Here is an 18,690-nt window from a genome sequence, read left to right as displayed (position 1 = left end):
CCGCACCTTATTATTACTTTTGTTGGCACTGGCTTTTTACTCGTGCAACCCATTAACGCAAAAAAACAAGAAGTTAATTTTAGGGGAGTGGACGTTTGTGGATTATTGGCACGAGGCTAAAAAAGTAAGTTATATAGACAAATACGTTAATTCCTACGAATATGAATTAGAACCATATCAAGGAGGGTTCATATTTTATGACGATGAAACTTGCGACAATAAAGTCGGCTATTGGGATTACGAGCGGAAAGCGATCAGAGATTCGTCAAGAGTAATTTATAAGGGGAACAAAAGCAGCTATAAACTTCATGATAGCACATTAAACTTTGTTGATATTTTCAATAAACGGAGTAATAAGTTTAAGATTTGTAAGCTTACAGCAGATACACTGATCTTATATCGCGACAGCATATCTTTTAGATACGTAAAAATGAGGCACCATGATGATGGCAAACCTTTGTTTGACGAAGTTATCTTATATTCATCGGGGTGCTATGGCTATTGCCCAATAAACTTCATCTCGTTAAAGCGCAATGGCGAATTTGTTTTTCATGGGTTGGAATATAATACTATTAACTACACATTTACCTCCAATATTGGTAAGGCAAAATTTGACAGTGTTGAAATGGCATTTAAAAAAAGTACCCCCTTACAACTAAACAACAGTTATGAAGACGGCCCTACCGACATGAGCACGACCTATATTGCATTTGTTAAAGATGGTAAAATAATTAAGCAAATTTCGGACTATGCATATTCCAGTCCAGTTGAGTTTCAAAATGCATATAGGTCTCTGCAATATCTATATCAGCAAGTAAAAATCAAAAGCAGAATTGAGCTACCAAGTGTTAGCCGGGAGCTTTATGGTGAAGCTTATTTAACAAATAACAAGTACCATCCTATTATTCTATCTTCCATAGAATGGTTTTATTTAGTCAATCAACTTCGCAAAAGCCCTTTTAGTAATAAAATATTAAAAACCAAGGCTAATAGTAAAGCCCCCAATGAAATACCAAAAAATTATGTAGTGACCGACGGCCGGATATTTACATTGCAATATGAAAAGGCGAAACCCATTAGCTATGATTTAGGCTATAATTTTTTTGAACGGAATGAGAAGTTTATCAAGCGCCATTAGTTTAAATAGTATAGTTACGCGTTACGTATAAACATAAAACCTACTTCACACCTCAAACTTAATCCACCCCTCCCCTTCATTACCAAAAATAAATTGTTTAGGTTGGATAATTTCGGCCAGCATTTCTATCGAATCCACTATACCGGCATTGTTGTAGTAGAAAAACTGTTCACCATCGGCTATATATAGCCGTTTGTTTTTGATAGCCTGCAAATCGGCAAAGCCGGGCTGTTGCAACAGGAGGCCAATTTCGCGCATGGTGCGCTCAACTGATAAACCACGAACTATCACAACAAGAATTTCGGGGTCGGCTTGTTGAATGTCTTGCCAGTCAATTGCCAATGATTGCTCTCCGGCAGCTACTAAAACAGGGGTACCTCCAGCTATAGTTACCATTTCGGGCAACAGGTTTCCGGCAATAGTTAACGGGTCGAGCCATTCAAGGCAAGCTACCGTTGGCTTTTTATCAATAAACTTAAGCTTGTGTTCAATAATATCCAGGCGTTCCTGTAGTTCTTCTAATGATTGCTGGGTAATATTAGAGAGTTGGTATATAATGTTGTTTGCGGGCATTCAATTCCAAATAAAAACAAAGTGCAAAGAAAGTTTATTTTAGTTTGTAACTCAAAATAAAATGATGGCTCTAATTTCAAAAAACGGATTAATTTTGGAGCAATGATTTTCCTGACGTTTTTCCTGGGACTGATAGCTAATTTTATCGGCTATATTCCACCGGGTAATATCAACCTAACACTTACGCAAATTACCATTAACCGCGGTATGCGTCAGGCATTGCGATTTGTTACCGCCTTTTCCTGCGTTGAGTTCTTTTTCACCATGTTTATTATGCAGGCCGCGCAATGGCTGGCCGAGCAGCCGCACGTAAGCACCATTATTGATTGGGTGATGATCGCCCTATTCACCACCATGGGAACCATTACCTGGCTTAACCGCAATAAACCACCCAAGCCTAAGTATTCAGATCGCGAGAGCATTCGCTATGGCATTATTATGGGTTTTATAAACCCCATGCAAATTCCGTTTTGGATGATAGCCGGCACTTACATGCTGGCCCATGAGTGGATATTGCCCGGCATGTTTGCCCTTTGTGTATTTAGCTTGGGTTCGGCCTGTGGTTCATTTTTATGCCTGTATGCTTACGCGCATTTTGCCAAATATATTCAAAGTAAGTTTGCACTGAGCACGCAGCTCATTAACAAAAGTATTGCGGCTTTATTTTTTGCTTTGGCGCTGTATCATGTGGGTAAGCAGGTGTATTTGGCTTTCTTTAAGGTTGCATAAATATATTTTAATTCGAAACTAATTTCGGGCACTTGCCAGCAAGGTATATTACCAATCCTTTTCTCCGTTATATTTGCCCTATGGTAATCGAACAATTATACGCCCTCTACAAGCAGCACCCTATTATCAGTACCGATACGCGCAAAATTGCCCCCGGCAGTTTATTTTTTGCTTTAAAGGGCGATAAGTTTGATGCCAATACCTTTGCCGCCCAAGCCGTAGAAGCCGGGGCTGCTTATGCTGTAATTGATGATGCAGCTTACCGCGTTTCGGAGCAGTTTATTTTGGTTGAGGATGTGCTGACCACCTTACAGGATTTAGCCCGATACCACCGCAAACAACTACAAATACCTGTTATCGGCTTAACTGGTTCTAACGGAAAAACCACCACTAAAGAGCTCATTTATGCCGTGCTATCGCAACAGTTTAACACGCTGGCTACGCAAGGTAACTTAAACAACCATATTGGTGTTCCGCTTACTGTTTTAAGTATAAATAACAGCCACCAGATGGCAGTGGTTGAAATGGGTGCCAATCATCAAAAAGAGATAGAGTTTTTATGCACCATAGCCCAACCTACCCACGGTTTAATAACTAATATTGGCAAAGCCCACCTCGAAGGCTTTGGCGGTATGGAAGGCGTTAAAAAAGGCAAAGGCGAATTGTACGATTACCTGAAAACCACCAACGGGGTTGCATTTATAAACAGCAGCAGTGCCGATTTAATGCTCATGCAGCAAGCCCGCGAATTGACCAACGTGGTGTATTACGGGCAATCGGCTATGTCGGCAGTGCATGGTAACCTAACCGGTAATGCGCCTTACTTGTCGTTACAATGGGCAACGGCTAATAACTTAACCGAGCAGCATATTGCCTCGCACCTTACCGGCGAGTATAACTTTGATAATATTTTAGCTGCTATTTGCATTGGTAATTACTTTGAGCTATCGGCTACGCAGATAAACGACGGCATTGAGGGCTATCAGCCTAAAAACAACCGATCGCAAATTGTTAAAACCAATACCAATACACTGATTTGCGATTATTATAATGCTAACCCCAGCAGCATGGCCGTGGCCATTGCCAACCTAAATAACTTACAGGCCGACCGTAAAGTAATGATACTGGGCGATATGTTTGAAATGGGCAAAGAGGCCGCTGCCGAACACCAATCGATAATTAAACTGGCTTTAGCCACACCAGCCGATGAACATATTTTTGTTGGCCATGAGTTTTACGCACAAAACCCCGGTAAAGGCACTTTTTACAAAACTGCCGAGGAGGCAATTGAAAGCATAAAAGCCAATCCTGTAACTCAAGCCACGGTGCTTATCAAAGGCTCGCGCGGCATGGCACTTGAACGTTTGGTAGCCCATTTATAATTCACCTTTTTAAATATACTCATGTGCCGGGATGTACAACCCCTCGCACATTACCCGGCTTTAAAACCCAAAACAATTGCTTGTGCGCACACCTAAGCGCCAAGCTGTGATAAAGTTTACATGAGTATAAATTCTTTTTAACAAGCAAGTACCTCGTGTGTACAATGCTTTGTTGATGTTATTACGTAATTGCATACACTTACGCTACAACTTATTAGAAAATCATAAGATTTAGCGCCATTTTTTCATCATACCTGCATAATTGACATAGCACCCATACTCATTATCAGCAGGATAGCTTTTCAAACCCGGAGGGAACGCTTTTTGATGTTGTTTAGCTATACATATTAGAAAAACATGAATAATTACCTCATCATACTAAATTATATAGGTGCCGGCGGATTAAATTCGGGCTGGTTGCTGATGATTGCAATTGCTATCATCAGCATGATCGTACAATGGCGTTTCAGAAGCAAGTTTAAAGAGTACGCTGAAATACCGCTAACATCAGGATTATCGGGTGCTGAAGTGGCCGAGCGTATGCTGCGCGATCATGGTATCAGCAACGTACAGGTAATGTCGGTTGAAGGACAACTTACCGACCATTACAATCCCGAAAATCGCACAGTAAATTTGAGCCCCGATGTTTACCACAGCCGTAGCGTTGCCGCTGCTGCCGTTGCTGCGCACGAATGCGGCCATGCCGTTCAACATGCGCAATCTTACAGCTGGTTAAGCTTCCGTTCGGCCATGGTGCCTATTGTGCAAACAGCTTCAACCATGGTGCAGTGGACGCTAATGATTGGTGTTATGCTGTTATTTTTTTCAAACAGCCCTACCGTACTATTCATTGGTGTAGTTGCTTTGGGTGTGGTAACCGCATTCAGCTTTGTTACACTACCGGTTGAGTTTGATGCCAGTCGTCGTGCTTTGGCCTGGTTAGATAACAATTACAACGTTATGCAAACCAAGCAGGAACATGCCGAAGCCAAAGATGCCCTATGGTGGGCCGCCATGACCTACGTAGTAGCGGCATTAAGTTCGTTAGCTACTTTATTGTACTACCTGCAATTGCTAAACAGCCGCAGAGACTAAATATTACTTTAAATGCCAAGGGCCGCCATTTTTTGGCGGCCTTTTTTGTTACTAATTATTTATCGTTGGAGTTATTTTTAAATTATCCAGATCGGCATCCTCCATACCGGTGCGTACAGCGTTGCTGTACAAAGACTTTATTATTTCATCATCAAAATCTTCAAAAGGCTTGCCCGGCGACCACGAGTACACCCCCTCATAAAAAAGACTTTTGGCCGGAGCATTAACCTTACCCATAAAACCCAACCCGTTCAAAATTTGCGACCGCACCTTTACCCAGGTCAGCTGATAGGTAAAGCCATCAACCGCAATGCGCTGTACTGTACGGCTTATACCGTTGGGATTGTAATTTGAATACCCTGTACTGCTTTTATTGGCCGTAAAGTATGCACGGGCATCATCGGCAATCACATCGTAGTACTTTTTTATATCGCCCAATACAATGCTGAAGTTGGCCAAACTATCGCTTGTTGCAGATTGTATAGTTAACCCCGAGACACCTGCTAAGCGCTTAAAAAACTGCCTGATATTGTATTGCAGCGCATTGTTACTGCTGGTATCATTCAGATCACCATATATTTTGTAGTAAACCGGCCTTTGCCATTTACGCACAAACTGCAGATCATTGGCCACATAGCCTTTGCCTAAAACAATGCTTTTAAAAAGCTTGAGGGATTTACTTTTATTTATAGATACGCTTTTAATGGTTTCCGCTACTTTTTCATTATCAAACACGGCGTTTATCTGGTCGTCGTTTGTATCTGCTTTGTTAATTATTTTGTTTTGGGGCTGATATTCGAACGGTAACAAATCACCAATACGCTGGTTACTCAACTTACCCGACCACCGTAGCCCTGCGCCATAAAATCCATCTTTATCAATGTACGAAAACTTGGTTAGCGGCATAAGAGTTGTATAGGTCAGCATGCCGCCGCTAACGTGCTGGGCTATAATAATTCGTTTTTTTAAATACAAGTATTGCTGTCGTGCCGAATCGCGTTTAACCGTGTGTAATTAGTGCGATATATTTTGAACCCGTTATTATTGAGTGTGCGACTCCACAATGCCCTGATAAACTGCATACGTGATTCCTCATAAACATGGGCACGATTACGGATCACCCTTTTTTGATCGGCAGGTAAAGCCACATCTTTAAAAACATAGTTACCTGTAAAAGATATATGCTCATTACTTCTTTTAAAATTATTGAGATAATAATTAATGTTATATCCAAATAACTTATTGTTAATAATGAGGGGCCTACTGCACTCAGCTGTGAGCGTTTGAGTTCCCCTGTTGTAATATAAGTCAACATCATCAATATTTTCAATGGTACAACTTTGGGCATAGGGTGATGTGCCTATAAACTCCCGGGTAAAAATGCGCACCTTTTCTTCCCGGCTCATTCCATCAGAAGTTACGATTACGCCCTCCAACTCAAATTGCTTTGGTTTGAGATAAATTTTTAAAGGCTGCTCAGGTGTATAATTACTTACTTCGGCCGATTGATAGCCAACACAGCTAATAACCAAAGGCACTTGTCCGCTTTTGGCCTGCAAATGAAACTCCCCGATGCTGTTGGTTGTTGTGCCAATAGTTGAGCCGCTGTAGTAAACGCTGGCATTGGCTATAACGCTGTCGGTGCCTTCGTGGTAAACCATTCCGCGGAGGGTTTGGGCAAACAGTAAGTATGGCAAAAGCAAACATGCAATTAAAAACAGCAAGCTTTTCATGTAGGTTAGGTTTATTAAATTGGTAATGTAAAGTTAAGTGTTGCAGAGGTAATTTTATTGGTTTTTTGAGCAGCTAAACACAATGTATCATTTTTAGTTATCATTGTATACCAACCAACCCGTTAATGAGCATTTATAGATTTATTTTAATTACCATTTTAAACTTGACTGCGATGCATTCCATTGCTCAAGACACCATTAATGCAACCAATAAAGCTACAGATACCACTCAAAATAAAGCCATTGGCGCACAGCTAAACCGGCTGCAACAATTACAGGTTGAGCATGTGGCCGATTCGCTCAGGAAAGAAGCATTGCAAATTCAGATCAGCATGCTTAAATCAACCGATAACCTGCGCAAATCGGAACTGCAAAAAGAACTGGCGCAGCTTAAAGGGCAAGATTCGTTACGGGCGGCCAGGCAAAAACAACAGGTCGATTCATTGAGGAAGGTCGTAAAGGGATTTCCGGCGGTGTTTTTTAATGACACACTGTTTAACGTTTATACAAGGCAAGGTAGTTTTTCGGCTCATGACAGGGCTAATGCTATATCGCAGCGCATTGAAAAGGTTAGTAACGATCATTTGTTTTCCCCCGATTCACTCAAAATTATTGAAGCCGAGCAAACAACCGATATTCAATATGGCAGTACTCTGATTATGAGTGTTGCCGCCATTGATGCGTTGTGGATGAATACTAAACCTAACCAGCTTGCTGCAACCTACAAAAGCATTATAGGTAAAGCCATACAAAATTACCAGCGTGAAACAAGCTGGCAAACCTTACTTAAAGAGGCAGGAATGGCTTTGGGCGTTATTGCTATTACCTTACTGCTTATTTATGCTATTAGTCGTCTTTTTAGCTGGAGCCAGCAAAAAATTATAGCACAAAAAGGCAAGCTTATTAAAGGCCTGCGCATTAAAAACTATGAGTTGTTAACGGCCGACCGCTCGGTAAGTGCATTGTTAGTTGCCGATACCCTTATCAAATGGTTCTTTATTTTACTGGTAGTTTACCTGGCCTTGCCCATACTCTTCGGCATATTCCCGTGGACGAAGGATTACTCGGTAAAACTGCTCAGCTACTTCATTAACCCTGTTAAAAAAATACTGGCAGCCATATGGGATTATATCCCTAACCTCATTACCATCATCGTGCTGGTGCTGGTGTTCAGGTACATCATCAGGTTTTTGCGTTTTTTAAAGGACGAGGTAGAACGGGGAGTACTGCGTATACCGGGCTTTTATACCGATTGGGCCAATCCAACTTTCCAGATCATCCGCATTTTGGTTTTGGCCTTTATGCTCATTGTTATATTTCCGTACATGCCGGGGTCCGAGTCGCCCATATTCAAGGGCGTATCGGTATTCGTGGGGGTGCTGTTTACCTTTGGTTCGGCAGGTGCCCTGGGTAATGTGGTAGCCGGGCTGGTGCTCACTTACATGCGTGCATTTAAAATAGGCGACCGCGTACAAATTGGTGATGCCACGGGCGATATCATCGAAAAATCACTTTTGGTCACCCGCATTCGTACTATTAAAAACGAGGTTATCTCCATCCCTAATTCTATGGTGATGAATAACCATACCGTAAACTACACTATTGAAACAGCCAATAAAGGACTGATCATATACAAAACCGTAACCATAGGCTATGATGTTCCGTGGCGCAAAGTACATGAAATTTTAATTGATGCGGCCAAAGCAACTCCTATGATCGAAGCTGAGCCCGGGCCATATGTACTGCAAACCAGTTTCGACGATTTTAGCGTGGCGTATCAAATTAACGCATACACTAAACAAGCCAGTAAACAAGCTGTAATTTATTCGGAGTTATATAAAAATTTGCAGGATAAGTTTAACGAGGCAGGTATCGAGTTATTATCTCCGAGTTACCATGCCGTGCGCGATGGCAATACCTCAACCATTCCACCCGAGCATTTGCCTAAAGATTACACGTCGCCGGGCTTTAATTTAAAAAAATAAAAAAAAACGCTGTTGCGGCTCATTAATTTAGTTCATTTTAAACGGTGCTACCAGGTAAAATTCCGGTATATGTGCATCAAATAAAGTATTGTCTAACAAGCGCAGCATTTGGTATTGGCCTTTCATGCTGCCCATATCGGTTTTAAGATTGCAGCCCGATATATACTCGTGCGATTGTCCGGGTTCGATGATGGGCTGTAAGCCTACCACACCTTCGCCCTCTACCTCGCGGTGGGTACCGTTAGAATCAAATATATCCCAATGACGGCGCATTAATTGCACCGTATACTCACTTAAATTTTCGATATGTATTTTATAGGCAAACATGTAATGCTCGCTTGCCGGGTTTGAATATTCAGGTTGATACTGCGTTTCAACCGAAACCTTAACCCCATCTGTAATAATAGTTGTTGCCATGTGTTTAAGGTTAAAGTACCTATTAATCAATAATCAAGCCAGTTCAGTTGTGTAACGTTCGGTAATTTCTTCTAAAATATCGTATAATTCGTCAATATTCTCGGTACTCACAAACCTGGTTCTGAATTCTTTAAAATTTTCCAGCCCTTTAAAATAGTTAGAATAGTGCCTGCGCATTTCAAAAACGCCGGTTTTAGGGCCTTTCCATTCAATTGACTTTTGCAAATGCGTTCTGCATACATCAACACGTTCTGCTATAGTTGGCTTTTCACGGTGTACGCCGGTTTCAAAAAAATGTTTCACTTCTCTAAAAATCCACGGGTATCCAATAGCTGCACGGCCGATCATCATACCATCAACGCCATATTCAAGCCTCCAGTTGGCTGCTTTTTCGGGCGAGTCGATGTCTCCATTCCCAAAAATGGGAATTTTAACACGCGGGTTCTTTTTAATATCGCGGATGAGCGACCAATCGGCCACGCCCTTATACATTTGTGCGCGGGTACGGCCATGTATGGTTAAAGCCTTAATGCCTACATCCTGTAAGCGTTCGGCTACTTCATAAACATTTTTGGTGTTATCGTCCCAGCCTAAGCGGGTTTTTACGGTTACCGGTAAATGGGTAGCTTCCACAACAGCTTTGGTCATGGCCACCATTTTATCAATATCCTGTAATAAACTGGCACCTGCACCACGGCAAGCCACGTTTTTAACCGGGCAGCCGTAGTTAATGTCCATTAGATCAGGATTGGCCAGGGTTGATATTTCGGTGGCCTCGCGCATGCTGTTAATGTCGCTGCCAAAAATCTGTATGCCTATCGGGCGTTCATAATCAAATATATCGAGCTTTTTACGGCTCTTGGCGGCATCACGTATCAAACCCTCCGATGAGATGAACTCTGTATACATCATATCGGCCCCGTTTTGCTTGCACACATAACGGAACGGCGGATCGCTTACATCCTCCATTGGTGCCAGCAGCAGCGGGAACTCTCCTAAATCAATATTTCCTATTTGTACAGACATGCCTATATTTAACAACTGCAAAAATACATAATTTGCAGAAAATCAATGAACACAGAAAAACCATATTATAACCACAACCGGGCTATGAGTCCGGCAATGCAGTTAGTAGCCTTTACCGGACTTACCATAGGCCTGCTAACACTTGGGACAGCTATTGTATTTGGTTATATATATTTACGTTACGGACCTGCTGCTGTATCACAATTAGCCTCGCTCAACTTAGCCTCGCCCGTGGTTTTAAATAACCTGTGGCTACTCCAGGTAGTTGGTACAACGCTACCTATACTTTTTATACCCATTGTTTTTGGCAAGCTTATTATGCATGAGCCGGAGGCCTATTTGCGCATAAATACCAAATTTTCGGCACTACTTATACTCATTGTGTTAGCTACTATGGCTGCATCAATGCCCTTTATGGAATCGCTGATTACATTCAATCGAAAAATGGTATTTCCCGATTCCTTAAAAAAACTCGAAAAATTTGTAAAGGAGTCTGAAGCAAGTGCTCAAAAAGTTACCGCCGTTCTGCTCAAAATGAATTCGTGGTGGGATATGATCAAAGCCTTGCTGCTGGTAGGCTTAGCCACCGCCATTGCCGAAGAACTGATGTTTAGAGGATGCCTGCAAACCATTTTAATTCGCTGGCAAAAAAACGCACATGTGGGCATTTGGCTTACAGCCATCTTATTCAGTGCCTTTCATATGGAGTTTTATGGCTTTTTACCCCGCATGGCCTTAGGTGTGCTGTTTGGCTACTTTACCGTTTGGAGCGGCAGCATATGGCCCGCTGTTTGGGCCCATTTTTTAAACAATGGTACGGCTGTGGTATTTGCTTATATATACGGGCTAAACGGTGATGTAAAACTTGATGCTAAGTTTGATTACATTTTACCGCTATTAAGTATACTTTTTACCGTAGCTTTGTTGCTGGGTTACCGCAAGGTGGCCTCTCGCAAAACAATTGCCGGCAGCATTTAATGGAAAAAAACTGGGTTAAAATTTATACTTCTTCAAACTACTATCAGGCCGAAATTATAAAGCAGGTGCTTTTAGAGCACGAAATTGGTGCCGTACTGCTCAATAAGCAGGCTTCATCGCACCAAAACTTTGGCAGTGTTGAGGTTTACATACACGAAGAAGATTTTAGCCAGGCCATTGAACTCATGGTAATGAACCAAATAACTTTATGAAAACACGTGCTATAACCGGCTTCTTTTTTGTGGTTGTAATGCTGGGCTCTTTTTTTGCCGGAGCAGCAGTTTATTCAATATTTTTTGGCCTGCTGGCCATTGTTTGTTTGCAGGAATTTTACGGTCTGCTTAAAAAAAGCGGTTCATCGCCTAATGTGGCCACCGGTTTAATTAACGGTGCTTATACCTATGCCGCTTTTGCTGCCCTTTTTCATTGGGATGTATATCCTGAAGCGCAAACCATTCACAAGCTGGTGTTTTTACTGGTACCCGCCATGCTGGCCGTTTTTGTGCAAGAGCTATACCGTAACACCGATAAACCTTTTCAAAACATTGCCTACACTTTTTTAGGTATTATTTTCACCATCGTACCATTCAGCTTTTTCCACGCGCTTGGTTTTGTAACCAATACCGGCTTTAGTGCGCACATACCTATGGGCTTTTTACTTATGCTTTGGGCCAATGATACCGGTGCATACTTAGTTGGCCGCCAGTTTGGCCGCGCTAAACTGTTTGAACGCCACTCGCCTAAAAAAACCTGGGAAGGTTTTATTGGAGGCATAATTATAAGTGCTATTGCCGGTTATGTGCTCAGCATCTATTTTAAAGAACTGGAGTGGAAACAATGGGTTTCTATGGCTATCATCATTAGCGTAATAGGTACCCTGGGCGATTTAGTGGAATCGATGTTTAAGCGCAGCATTAACGTTAAAGACAGCGGCGGCATACTGCCCGGTCACGGCGGTTTGTTAGATCGTTTTGACGGATTGCTGCTGGCTGCACCTATGGTATTTACTTACCTGTACTTCATTTTTAACTAAAAAGATCACCGCCATATACATAAGCTCCTCATATATCACAAATATTTGTTGGGCTAACCACGGTATTTACTATTTTTGCTACTTTATATAACAGCGTTAAATTATGACTTTTCATAAAGAAGGATACACTTCAATGGCCCTGTGCATTTTGTTCATTTTTGTACTTAATGCGCTGGCTCACTTTTACTACCCTGAGGTTGCGGTGCTCAAATGGTTTATTTACATCGTTTCGTTTTTACTGTTTGTTATCATCTTACAGTTTTTCCGCAGCCCTAAGTTTGCCATTACCACGCACGACCAGCATGTAATTTGCCCGGCCGATGGTAAAGTGGTTGTAATTGAAGAAGTAGATGAGCCTGAGTTTTTAAAAGACAAACGTATACAGGTGTCGGTATTTATGTCGCCGGTTAACGTGCACGTAAACCGTAACCCTATTGCAGGTGTGGTTAAGTATTTTAAATACCATCCGGGTAAATACCTGGTGGCCTGGCATCCCAAATCATCAACCGAAAACGAGCGCACCACCATTGCCATTGAGAATGAGGCCGGTGTTACGGTGCTGTTTCGCCAAATTGCAGGCGCTTTGGCCCGCCGTATTGTATGGTACGTAAAAGAAGGTGATAAAGTAGCGCAAGGCGACCAGTTTGGTTTCATCAAATTTGGTTCGCGCGTGGACATTTTTCTGCCGATAGGAACAAAAATTAATGTTAACCTTGGCGATAAAGTAAAAGGTGGCCGTACAGTGCTGGCTGAGTTACAGGCGTAAGGATTATCTATACTATACAAAAAAGGCGATTGTTCTTATGGAACAATCGCCTTTTCTGTACATCCCCACCGTCATTGCGAGGTACGAAGCAATCTCTGAGCTATGTATGAACGCCTTGCATTTGCAGAGATTGCTTCGTACCTCGCAATGACGGCATTATGGCAACGTGACAATCCCCTCGCGTTTCTACTTTGCATGAGTAGATTGCCACGCTATCGCTCGCAATGACATAATTAGAATAAATGCCTCAAATATTAAGGGCAAAAAAATAGCCGCTGAATAAATATCCAACGGCTATTTTAATTTAAAATTGATGAATAAGCTTATTTACCTTTTGCTGCTTCTTGCTCAGCCTGACGAAGAGCACGTGAAGTAGTGATAGATAAGATAGTGTCTTCGGGAGTGTTGGTGATGGTTAAGCCATCAACACTGATGTCGCGTACACGAACCGATTTACCTACTTCTAAACCTTCGATGCTAACTTCGATGGTATCTAAGTGGTCTTTAGGTAAAGCTTTAACGCGCAGTTTACGCAGCTTTTGAACTAATTTACCACCCATTTTAACACCTGGTGAAGTACCGGTTAAACGTACCGGAATTTCGATAGTTACTGGTTTAGTTTCGTCAAGTTCTAAAAAGTCGATGTGCAGGGTTTCGCCGGTTAACGGGTGAAATTGCATATCTTTAATAATAGCCTGAGTTTTAGCACCGGCAACCTCAAGATCGATGAAGCTAACCTCGTGAGTGTAAATAGCAGCGTTAATTTCAGCAGCAGATACCGAAAAGTGAGTTTGAGTAGCACCACCGTATAATACAGCAGGAACTAAACCCTGGTAACGCAGCTCCTTGGCATCGCGTTTCCCTACGTTCTCTCTTGGAGAACCGCTAATAGCAATTGATTTCATTTTTTTATTTGTTTTACTTGTTAAGCCTCACCCCAACCCATCTCCGGGGGAGAGGGGCTTTGATGAAAGTTCTTTATATACATCCTCACTAAAAAGTCCTCCCTCCCGGGGAGGATTTAGGTGGGGCGAATCTAATCTATCTTAAACAACTGGCTGATAGAACCATGCTCGTTTACGTTAGCAATGGCTTTACCAAATAAATCGGCAGTTGATAATACTTTTATTTTGCTGCTTTCGTGCTTTACCGGAATGGTATCAGTTACAATCAGCTCCGTTAAAGCCGAATTTTCGATGGTTTCGTATGCCTTGCCCGATAGCAGCGGGTGGGTACACACGGCGCGTACACTGTTGGCGCCACGTTCCATAATAAGGCCGGCGGCTTTAGCCAGAGTACCTGCGGTATCGCAAATATCATCGATCAATACAATGTCTTGCCCGGTTACATCACCAATTACGGTCATGCTCTCTATCTCGTTGGCGCGTTTACGGCGTTTATCACAAATTACCACCTCTGCGTTAAAAAACTTGGCAAAGGTGCGTGCGCGGTACGAGCCCCCCATATCGGGCGATGCAATGGTAAGGTTTGGCAGGTTTAAACTTTTGATATAAGGCACAAAAATGATCGAAGCATCTAAGTGATCTACCGGAATATCAAAAAAGCCTTGTATTTGGGCGGCATGCAAATCCATGGTCATTACCCTGTTTACGCCGGCTGCGGTTAGCAGGTTGGCTACCAGCTTTGCGCCAATGGCTACACGGGGCTTGTCTTTACGATCCTGGCGGGCTAATCCAAAATAAGGAATAACGGCCGTTACATAATGTGCCGATGCACGGCGGGCGGCATCAACCATCATAAGCAGTTCCATCAGGTTATCGGTTGGCGGGTTGGTTGATTGGATGAAAAACACATCGCAACCACGTACCGACTCGTTGATGTAAGGCTGAAACTCGCCATCGCTGAAGCGCGACAAAGTTAAGTCACCCAACTCACGGCCATATACCTTGGCAATTTTTGTTGCCAGATCTTTCGTGCCCGAACCTGCAAATAATTTAACCGGATTGAACTGTAAAGGCATGTTATTTTTTATTTCGGATTTCGGATGTTCGACTTCGGATTTATTCCTCCTTGAATTACCTAATCCCTTTTGCGTATCAATTCTGAAAATTCTTAAATCCTGAAAATTCAGATTTAAGACAAACAACACCGACTTAAAATGAAAAAAATCGAATTTCGGTATTCCAAAATTCGATTTTTTTCTGTTGTCCGACCTGGATTCGAACCAAGACAAACGGTACCAAAAACCGTCGTACTACCTTTATACTATCGGACAATCCTGATTCGGAATTGTTATCCTCTTCCGAAATCGAATGCAAATGTAAGGCGATTTTTTAAAGCTGCAAAATATTTTTTACTTTTTTTAATCTCTTCTTAACATCACAATATCCCACCCGTTAAAATTGTGTTAAAGCACAACTAATTAACCCAAGGTATGCATAGTTTTGTTAATTTCGTCGGTTTAATAGCAAAGCATTTTTTTTGTAATAATTGGATATGAATTATACCAAAACCAATAACCTGTTCGGTTGGCTTACTTTTCTTATTGCCGCCGTTACTTATACTTTAACGCTCGAGCCCTCAACCAGTTTTTGGGATTGCGGCGAGTTTATTGCCTGCATTTACCGTTTACAAGTAGCTCACCAACCAGGTGCACCGTTATTTACCATGATCGGTAAAGCGTTTTCGCTCCTCTCATTTGGTGATGCTACCAAAGTGGCTTTCTGGACTAACATGGCATCGGCCATTGCCAGCGCGGCTACTATTTTGTTCCTGTTTTGGAGTATTACCATGCTGGCCCGTAAAATAGTAGTTAAAAAAGGTGAAGAAATAACCAGCACACATACCATCCTCATTATAGGTGCGGGCTTGGTGGGCGCACTGGCTTATACTTTTTCTGATACGTTTTGGTTTTCGGCAGTAGAGTCTGAAGTTTATGCGCAATCGTCAATGTTTACAGCCATTGTGTTTTGGGCCATCCTCAAGTTTGATGCCCATGCCGATGAGCCTCACGCCGATCGCTGGATCATCTTCATTGCCTATATCATGGGCTTATCTATCGGTATACACTTATTAAACCTGCTGGTTATACCGGTTATTGCCTTAATTATATACTTCCGCCGTGCTAAGGAGGTTAAAACCTCGGGTACCATTTGGGCCTTTGTGGTGGGTATTGTAGTATTAGGCTTAGTACTTTGGGGTATTATACAGTTCACGGTAAAAGGTGCTGCCTATGCCGATCTGTTGTTTGTTAACACCCTCGGCTTTAGCTTTAACAGCGGCGCTATTGTATTTTACCTGCTGGTTATTATTACCCTGGTTGCCGGTATTTACTACTCGGTTACTACATCATTTGGCGCATTAATAGCTGCTGTAGTAGCCTTTGTACTGGCCTTAACCATAAGCGGCGGCATCATAGGCTTCCTTGCCGCAGGTGCTGTATTAGCTATACTGGAATACGTATTAAAAGTGCGCGAAAAACGCTATACCTTAAACATGGTACTTATTAGTACGGTGTTTATTATGCTGGGCTACAGCTCGTTTGTAATGATCGTGGTACGTGCTAAAGCTGGTACAAACCTTAACAACAGCGACCCGCAGGATGCCTTTGCCCTGAACAGCTACTTAAACCGCGACCAGTACGGCGAAACCCCATTAGTTTACGGCCAATATTTTGATGCCAAAGCTATTGACCAAACCGATGGTGCCACCATTTACCGTCGCGGCACTACCAAATACGAGGTGGCCGGCAAGAAAATGAAAACCACTTACGACCATAATACCTTGTTCCCGCGCATTTTTGATGCCGATGCACAGAAGGCCAATTTTTACCGTGAGTGGCTGCAAATGAGCCCCGAAGAAACGCCGAACATGAAGCAAAATCTCGGGTTCTTTTTTAGCTGGCAGGTTATGCAAATGTATAACCGTTACTTTTTGTGGAACTTTTGGGGACGTAGCAACGACATGGACGGCCAAAACGATAGTAACGGCACCGATGGCAACTGGTACAGCGGCTTAAACTTTAATAAGCCCCTGCCATACAGTGTTACCCAAAGCAAGGCTTATAACCGCTTATTTGCCTTACCGTTTTTAATTGGTGTGTTAGGTTTGATCTTCCACTTCCAACGCAATAAGCGCGATGCCGGTGTGGTAGCCGTATTGTTCTTTTTTACCGGCTTGGCCATTGTGCTTTACCTCAATCAAAACCCGCTGCAACCGCGCGAGCGTGATTATGCTTACGTAGGTTCATTTTATGTATTTGCTATTTGGATAGGCTTTGGCGTATTGTTTATTGCCGATATTTTGAGCAAATTCCTTAACCGGAAAACGGCGGGTATAATAGCTACGGCTATTTGCTTGTTGGGTGCCCCGGTGTTGATGGGGTTCCAGGAATGGGACGACCACGACCGCTCTACCAAAATGACGCCGCATGATATGGCCGCCAACTACCTTAATTCATGTGCACCAAACGCCATTTTGTTTACCTACGGCGATAACGATACTTACCCGCTGTGGTATGCACAGGAGGTTGAAAACATACGCCCTGATGTGCGTATTGTGAACCTGAGTTTGTTAGGTACCGATTGGTACATACGCCAGATGAAGCAAAAAATGAACGAATCGGCACCGTTGCCTATAACCATGCCTAACGAGAAATTTGCTGCCGGTGTACGCGATATTGTTTACTGGAGCGACCAGATGGACGTTAAAGACACCGTGGAACTTAAAGAGGTATTCGACTTCATTACCTCTAATAACCCCGATGCCATGGTACAGTACGAAAACGGTATGAAAATGAATTACCTGCCTACCAAGCAGTTTAAAATTACCATCAACCCCGACCAGGTTGTACAAACCGGTACGGTACCTGCAAGCCAAAAAGATCAGATAGTACCGGCCATGGAGTGGAAGTTTAACTCCAACTATGTGACTAAAGACAACCTGGCTCTTATTGATATTTTGGCTCACAACAACTGGAAACGCCCGGTTTATTTTGCCATTACCGTAGGTAACGATAACATGATGGGCATGGATAAATACATGCACGATGAAGGTTTTGTATACCACTTACAACCTTTAAAAACCGATACTGCCGCCAATGCACCCGAGCCTACCAATACTTTGGTGATGTACAACAACATGATGACCAAGTACAAATGGGGCAACATGAAAACGGCAAAGTACCTCGATCATGAGTCGGTTACCATGTTCTTCCCTATTATACAAAAGCAGTTTAACAACATGATTGCTAACCTGCAAAAAGAAGGACATAACGATTTGGCCATTAAAGCCCTTAACCGTTACGAAGAGGTAATGCCTGATAATATACAATACGGCGAAATTGCCCTGCGCAAGTTTTACCTGCTGCAAAATGCCTACCAGTTAAACCAAACCCAACTGGCTAACAAATGGACAGCACAGTTAGACGATTTTATTAAAAACTCGCTTGACTATAATTACGAGGTTATGCAAGGTGGCAGCGGCTCCATCAATCAGCGCGATTTGCAACTGGGCATGTACATGCTTAACGGCATGGTTGAAATGACCAAAACCTATAAACAAACCGAACTCAACAAAACCCTGAGCGCCCACTTTAAAGAGTACGAAAGCAAGTTTGGTAACGTACTGGGCGGCGGTCAATAAGGATTTAGATAATTTGTATTTTAGAAGCCGGTGTAGAGATGCACCGGCTTTTTTTGTTGATTCAGAACTGCAATTGGCCTGTGGTTGGTATTGTTTTTGCGACACACTGCTTTGATAGGTTGGTGATAACACCAATCTTAGGCTAAATTAAAATAGCCAATATCGATTGTACTCTTTATTGCATAAATATACCTTGCTATTTTAAATAATCGCTACCCGCAACATGCTGTC

Annotated in this window: 17 protein-coding genes; 10 read left to right on the top strand and 7 right to left on the bottom strand. The window is 42.5% G+C overall.

Annotated elements, in window-relative coordinates:
* The first annotated feature begins 97 nt into the window (after positions 1–97).
* Positions 98–1,138, top strand: coding sequence for a DUF6438 domain-containing protein (locus QE417_RS17335; RefSeq protein ID WP_311951732.1), 1,041 nt, complete (start codon positions 98–100; stop codon positions 1,136–1,138).
* Positions 1,139–1,183: 45 nt separating this feature from the next.
* Here QE417_RS17335 and QE417_RS17330 read toward each other — a convergent pair whose 3' ends face one another.
* Entirely contained in the window at positions 1,184–1,711 is a 528-nt protein-coding gene (locus QE417_RS17330; protein WP_311951730.1) for an ABC transporter substrate-binding protein, read from the bottom strand.
* Between the two features lie 102 nt (positions 1,712–1,813).
* On the opposite strand from QE417_RS17330, the gene QE417_RS17325 reads away from it, so the two are divergent.
* The 3 genes from QE417_RS17325 to QE417_RS17315 all read left to right on the top strand — a co-directional run bounded on the left by QE417_RS17325 (position 1,814) and on the right by QE417_RS17315 (position 4,917).
* Positions 1,814–2,440, top strand: coding sequence for a LysE family translocator (locus QE417_RS17325; protein WP_311951729.1), 627 nt, complete (start codon positions 1,814–1,816; stop codon positions 2,438–2,440).
* A gap of 80 nt (positions 2,441–2,520) precedes the next feature.
* Positions 2,521–3,822 (top strand): UDP-N-acetylmuramoyl-tripeptide--D-alanyl-D-alanine ligase, encoded by a 1,302-nt coding sequence (locus tag QE417_RS17320; RefSeq protein ID WP_311951728.1) that lies wholly within the window; start codon positions 2,521–2,523, stop codon positions 3,820–3,822.
* 357 nt (positions 3,823–4,179) lie between these two features.
* Positions 4,180–4,917 carry a zinc metallopeptidase gene (locus QE417_RS17315; RefSeq protein ID WP_311951727.1) on the top strand — a complete coding sequence of 246 codons (738 nt, stop codon included), beginning with the start codon at positions 4,180–4,182 and terminating at the stop codon, positions 4,915–4,917.
* A 51-nt stretch (positions 4,918–4,968) separates the two neighbouring features.
* On the opposite strand, the gene QE417_RS17310 is transcribed toward QE417_RS17315, so the two are convergent.
* Positions 4,969–5,823: a DUF2927 domain-containing protein gene (locus QE417_RS17310; protein ID WP_311951726.1), complete on the bottom strand. Its 855-nt coding sequence runs from the start codon at positions 5,821–5,823 to the stop codon at positions 4,969–4,971.
* 59 nt (positions 5,824–5,882) lie between these two features.
* Positions 5,883–6,650 carry a carboxypeptidase-like regulatory domain-containing protein gene (locus tag QE417_RS17305; RefSeq protein ID WP_311951725.1) on the bottom strand — a complete coding sequence of 256 codons (768 nt, stop codon included), beginning with the start codon at positions 6,648–6,650 and terminating at the stop codon, positions 5,883–5,885.
* 125 nt (positions 6,651–6,775) lie between these two features.
* Here QE417_RS17305 and QE417_RS17300 point away from each other — a divergent pair, with 125 nt between their 5' ends.
* On the top strand, positions 6,776–8,635 hold the full coding sequence (locus QE417_RS17300; protein WP_311951724.1) for a mechanosensitive ion channel family protein: 1,860 nt from the start codon (positions 6,776–6,778) through the stop codon (positions 8,633–8,635).
* Between the two features lie 27 nt (positions 8,636–8,662).
* Here the strand turns inward: QE417_RS17300 and apaG are convergent, their stop codons facing one another.
* Positions 8,663–9,052 (bottom strand): Co2+/Mg2+ efflux protein ApaG, encoded by a 390-nt coding sequence (gene apaG / locus QE417_RS17295; protein WP_311951723.1) that lies wholly within the window; start codon positions 9,050–9,052, stop codon positions 8,663–8,665.
* Between the two features lie 33 nt (positions 9,053–9,085).
* Complete coding sequence (dusB, locus tag QE417_RS17290) at positions 9,086–10,078, bottom strand: tRNA dihydrouridine synthase DusB (protein ID WP_311951722.1); 993 nt, start codon at positions 10,076–10,078, stop codon at positions 9,086–9,088.
* A gap of 45 nt (positions 10,079–10,123) precedes the next feature.
* Here dusB and QE417_RS17285 point away from each other — a divergent pair, with 45 nt between their 5' ends.
* The 4 genes from QE417_RS17285 to QE417_RS17270 all read left to right on the top strand — a co-directional run bounded on the left by QE417_RS17285 (position 10,124) and on the right by QE417_RS17270 (position 12,855).
* Positions 10,124–11,056: a CPBP family intramembrane glutamic endopeptidase gene (locus QE417_RS17285; protein WP_311951721.1), complete on the top strand. Its 933-nt coding sequence runs from the start codon at positions 10,124–10,126 to the stop codon at positions 11,054–11,056.
* A complete protein-coding gene (locus QE417_RS17280) occupies positions 11,056–11,268 on the top strand; it encodes a putative signal transducing protein (RefSeq protein ID WP_311951720.1) in 213 nt (70 codons plus the stop codon). The genes QE417_RS17285 and QE417_RS17280 overlap by 1 nt, the downstream gene beginning before the upstream one ends.
* Complete coding sequence (locus tag QE417_RS17275; protein ID WP_311951719.1) at positions 11,265–12,089, top strand: phosphatidate cytidylyltransferase; 825 nt, start codon at positions 11,265–11,267, stop codon at positions 12,087–12,089. The genes QE417_RS17280 and QE417_RS17275 overlap by 4 nt, the downstream gene beginning before the upstream one ends.
* 103 nt (positions 12,090–12,192) lie before the next feature.
* Positions 12,193–12,855 carry a phosphatidylserine decarboxylase family protein gene (locus QE417_RS17270; RefSeq protein ID WP_311951718.1) on the top strand — a complete coding sequence of 221 codons (663 nt, stop codon included), beginning with the start codon at positions 12,193–12,195 and terminating at the stop codon, positions 12,853–12,855.
* 323 nt (positions 12,856–13,178) lie between these two features.
* On the opposite strand, the gene QE417_RS17265 is transcribed toward QE417_RS17270, so the two are convergent.
* Together QE417_RS17265 and QE417_RS17260 are read right to left on the bottom strand one after the other, a co-directional pair.
* On the bottom strand, positions 13,179–13,760 hold the full coding sequence (locus tag QE417_RS17265; RefSeq protein ID WP_311951717.1) for a 50S ribosomal protein L25/general stress protein Ctc: 582 nt from the start codon (positions 13,758–13,760) through the stop codon (positions 13,179–13,181).
* 131 nt (positions 13,761–13,891) lie between these two features.
* Positions 13,892–14,836 carry a ribose-phosphate pyrophosphokinase gene (locus tag QE417_RS17260; protein WP_311951716.1) on the bottom strand — a complete coding sequence of 315 codons (945 nt, stop codon included), beginning with the start codon at positions 14,834–14,836 and terminating at the stop codon, positions 13,892–13,894.
* A gap of 476 nt (positions 14,837–15,312) precedes the next feature.
* On the opposite strand from QE417_RS17260, the gene QE417_RS17255 reads away from it, so the two are divergent.
* Positions 15,313–18,459 carry a glycosyltransferase family 117 protein gene (locus QE417_RS17255; protein WP_311951715.1) on the top strand — a complete coding sequence of 1,049 codons (3,147 nt, stop codon included), beginning with the start codon at positions 15,313–15,315 and terminating at the stop codon, positions 18,457–18,459.
* Positions 18,460–18,690 lie beyond the last annotated feature (231 nt).

Origin of the sequence: Mucilaginibacter terrae, from assembly GCF_031951985.1 — a bacterium.
In the GTDB taxonomy this organism is placed as follows: domain Bacteria; phylum Bacteroidota; class Bacteroidia; order Sphingobacteriales; family Sphingobacteriaceae; genus Mucilaginibacter; species Mucilaginibacter terrae_A.
Note: the sequence above shows the minus strand (reverse complement) of the source record. Positions and strands in the feature narration are given on the sequence as shown.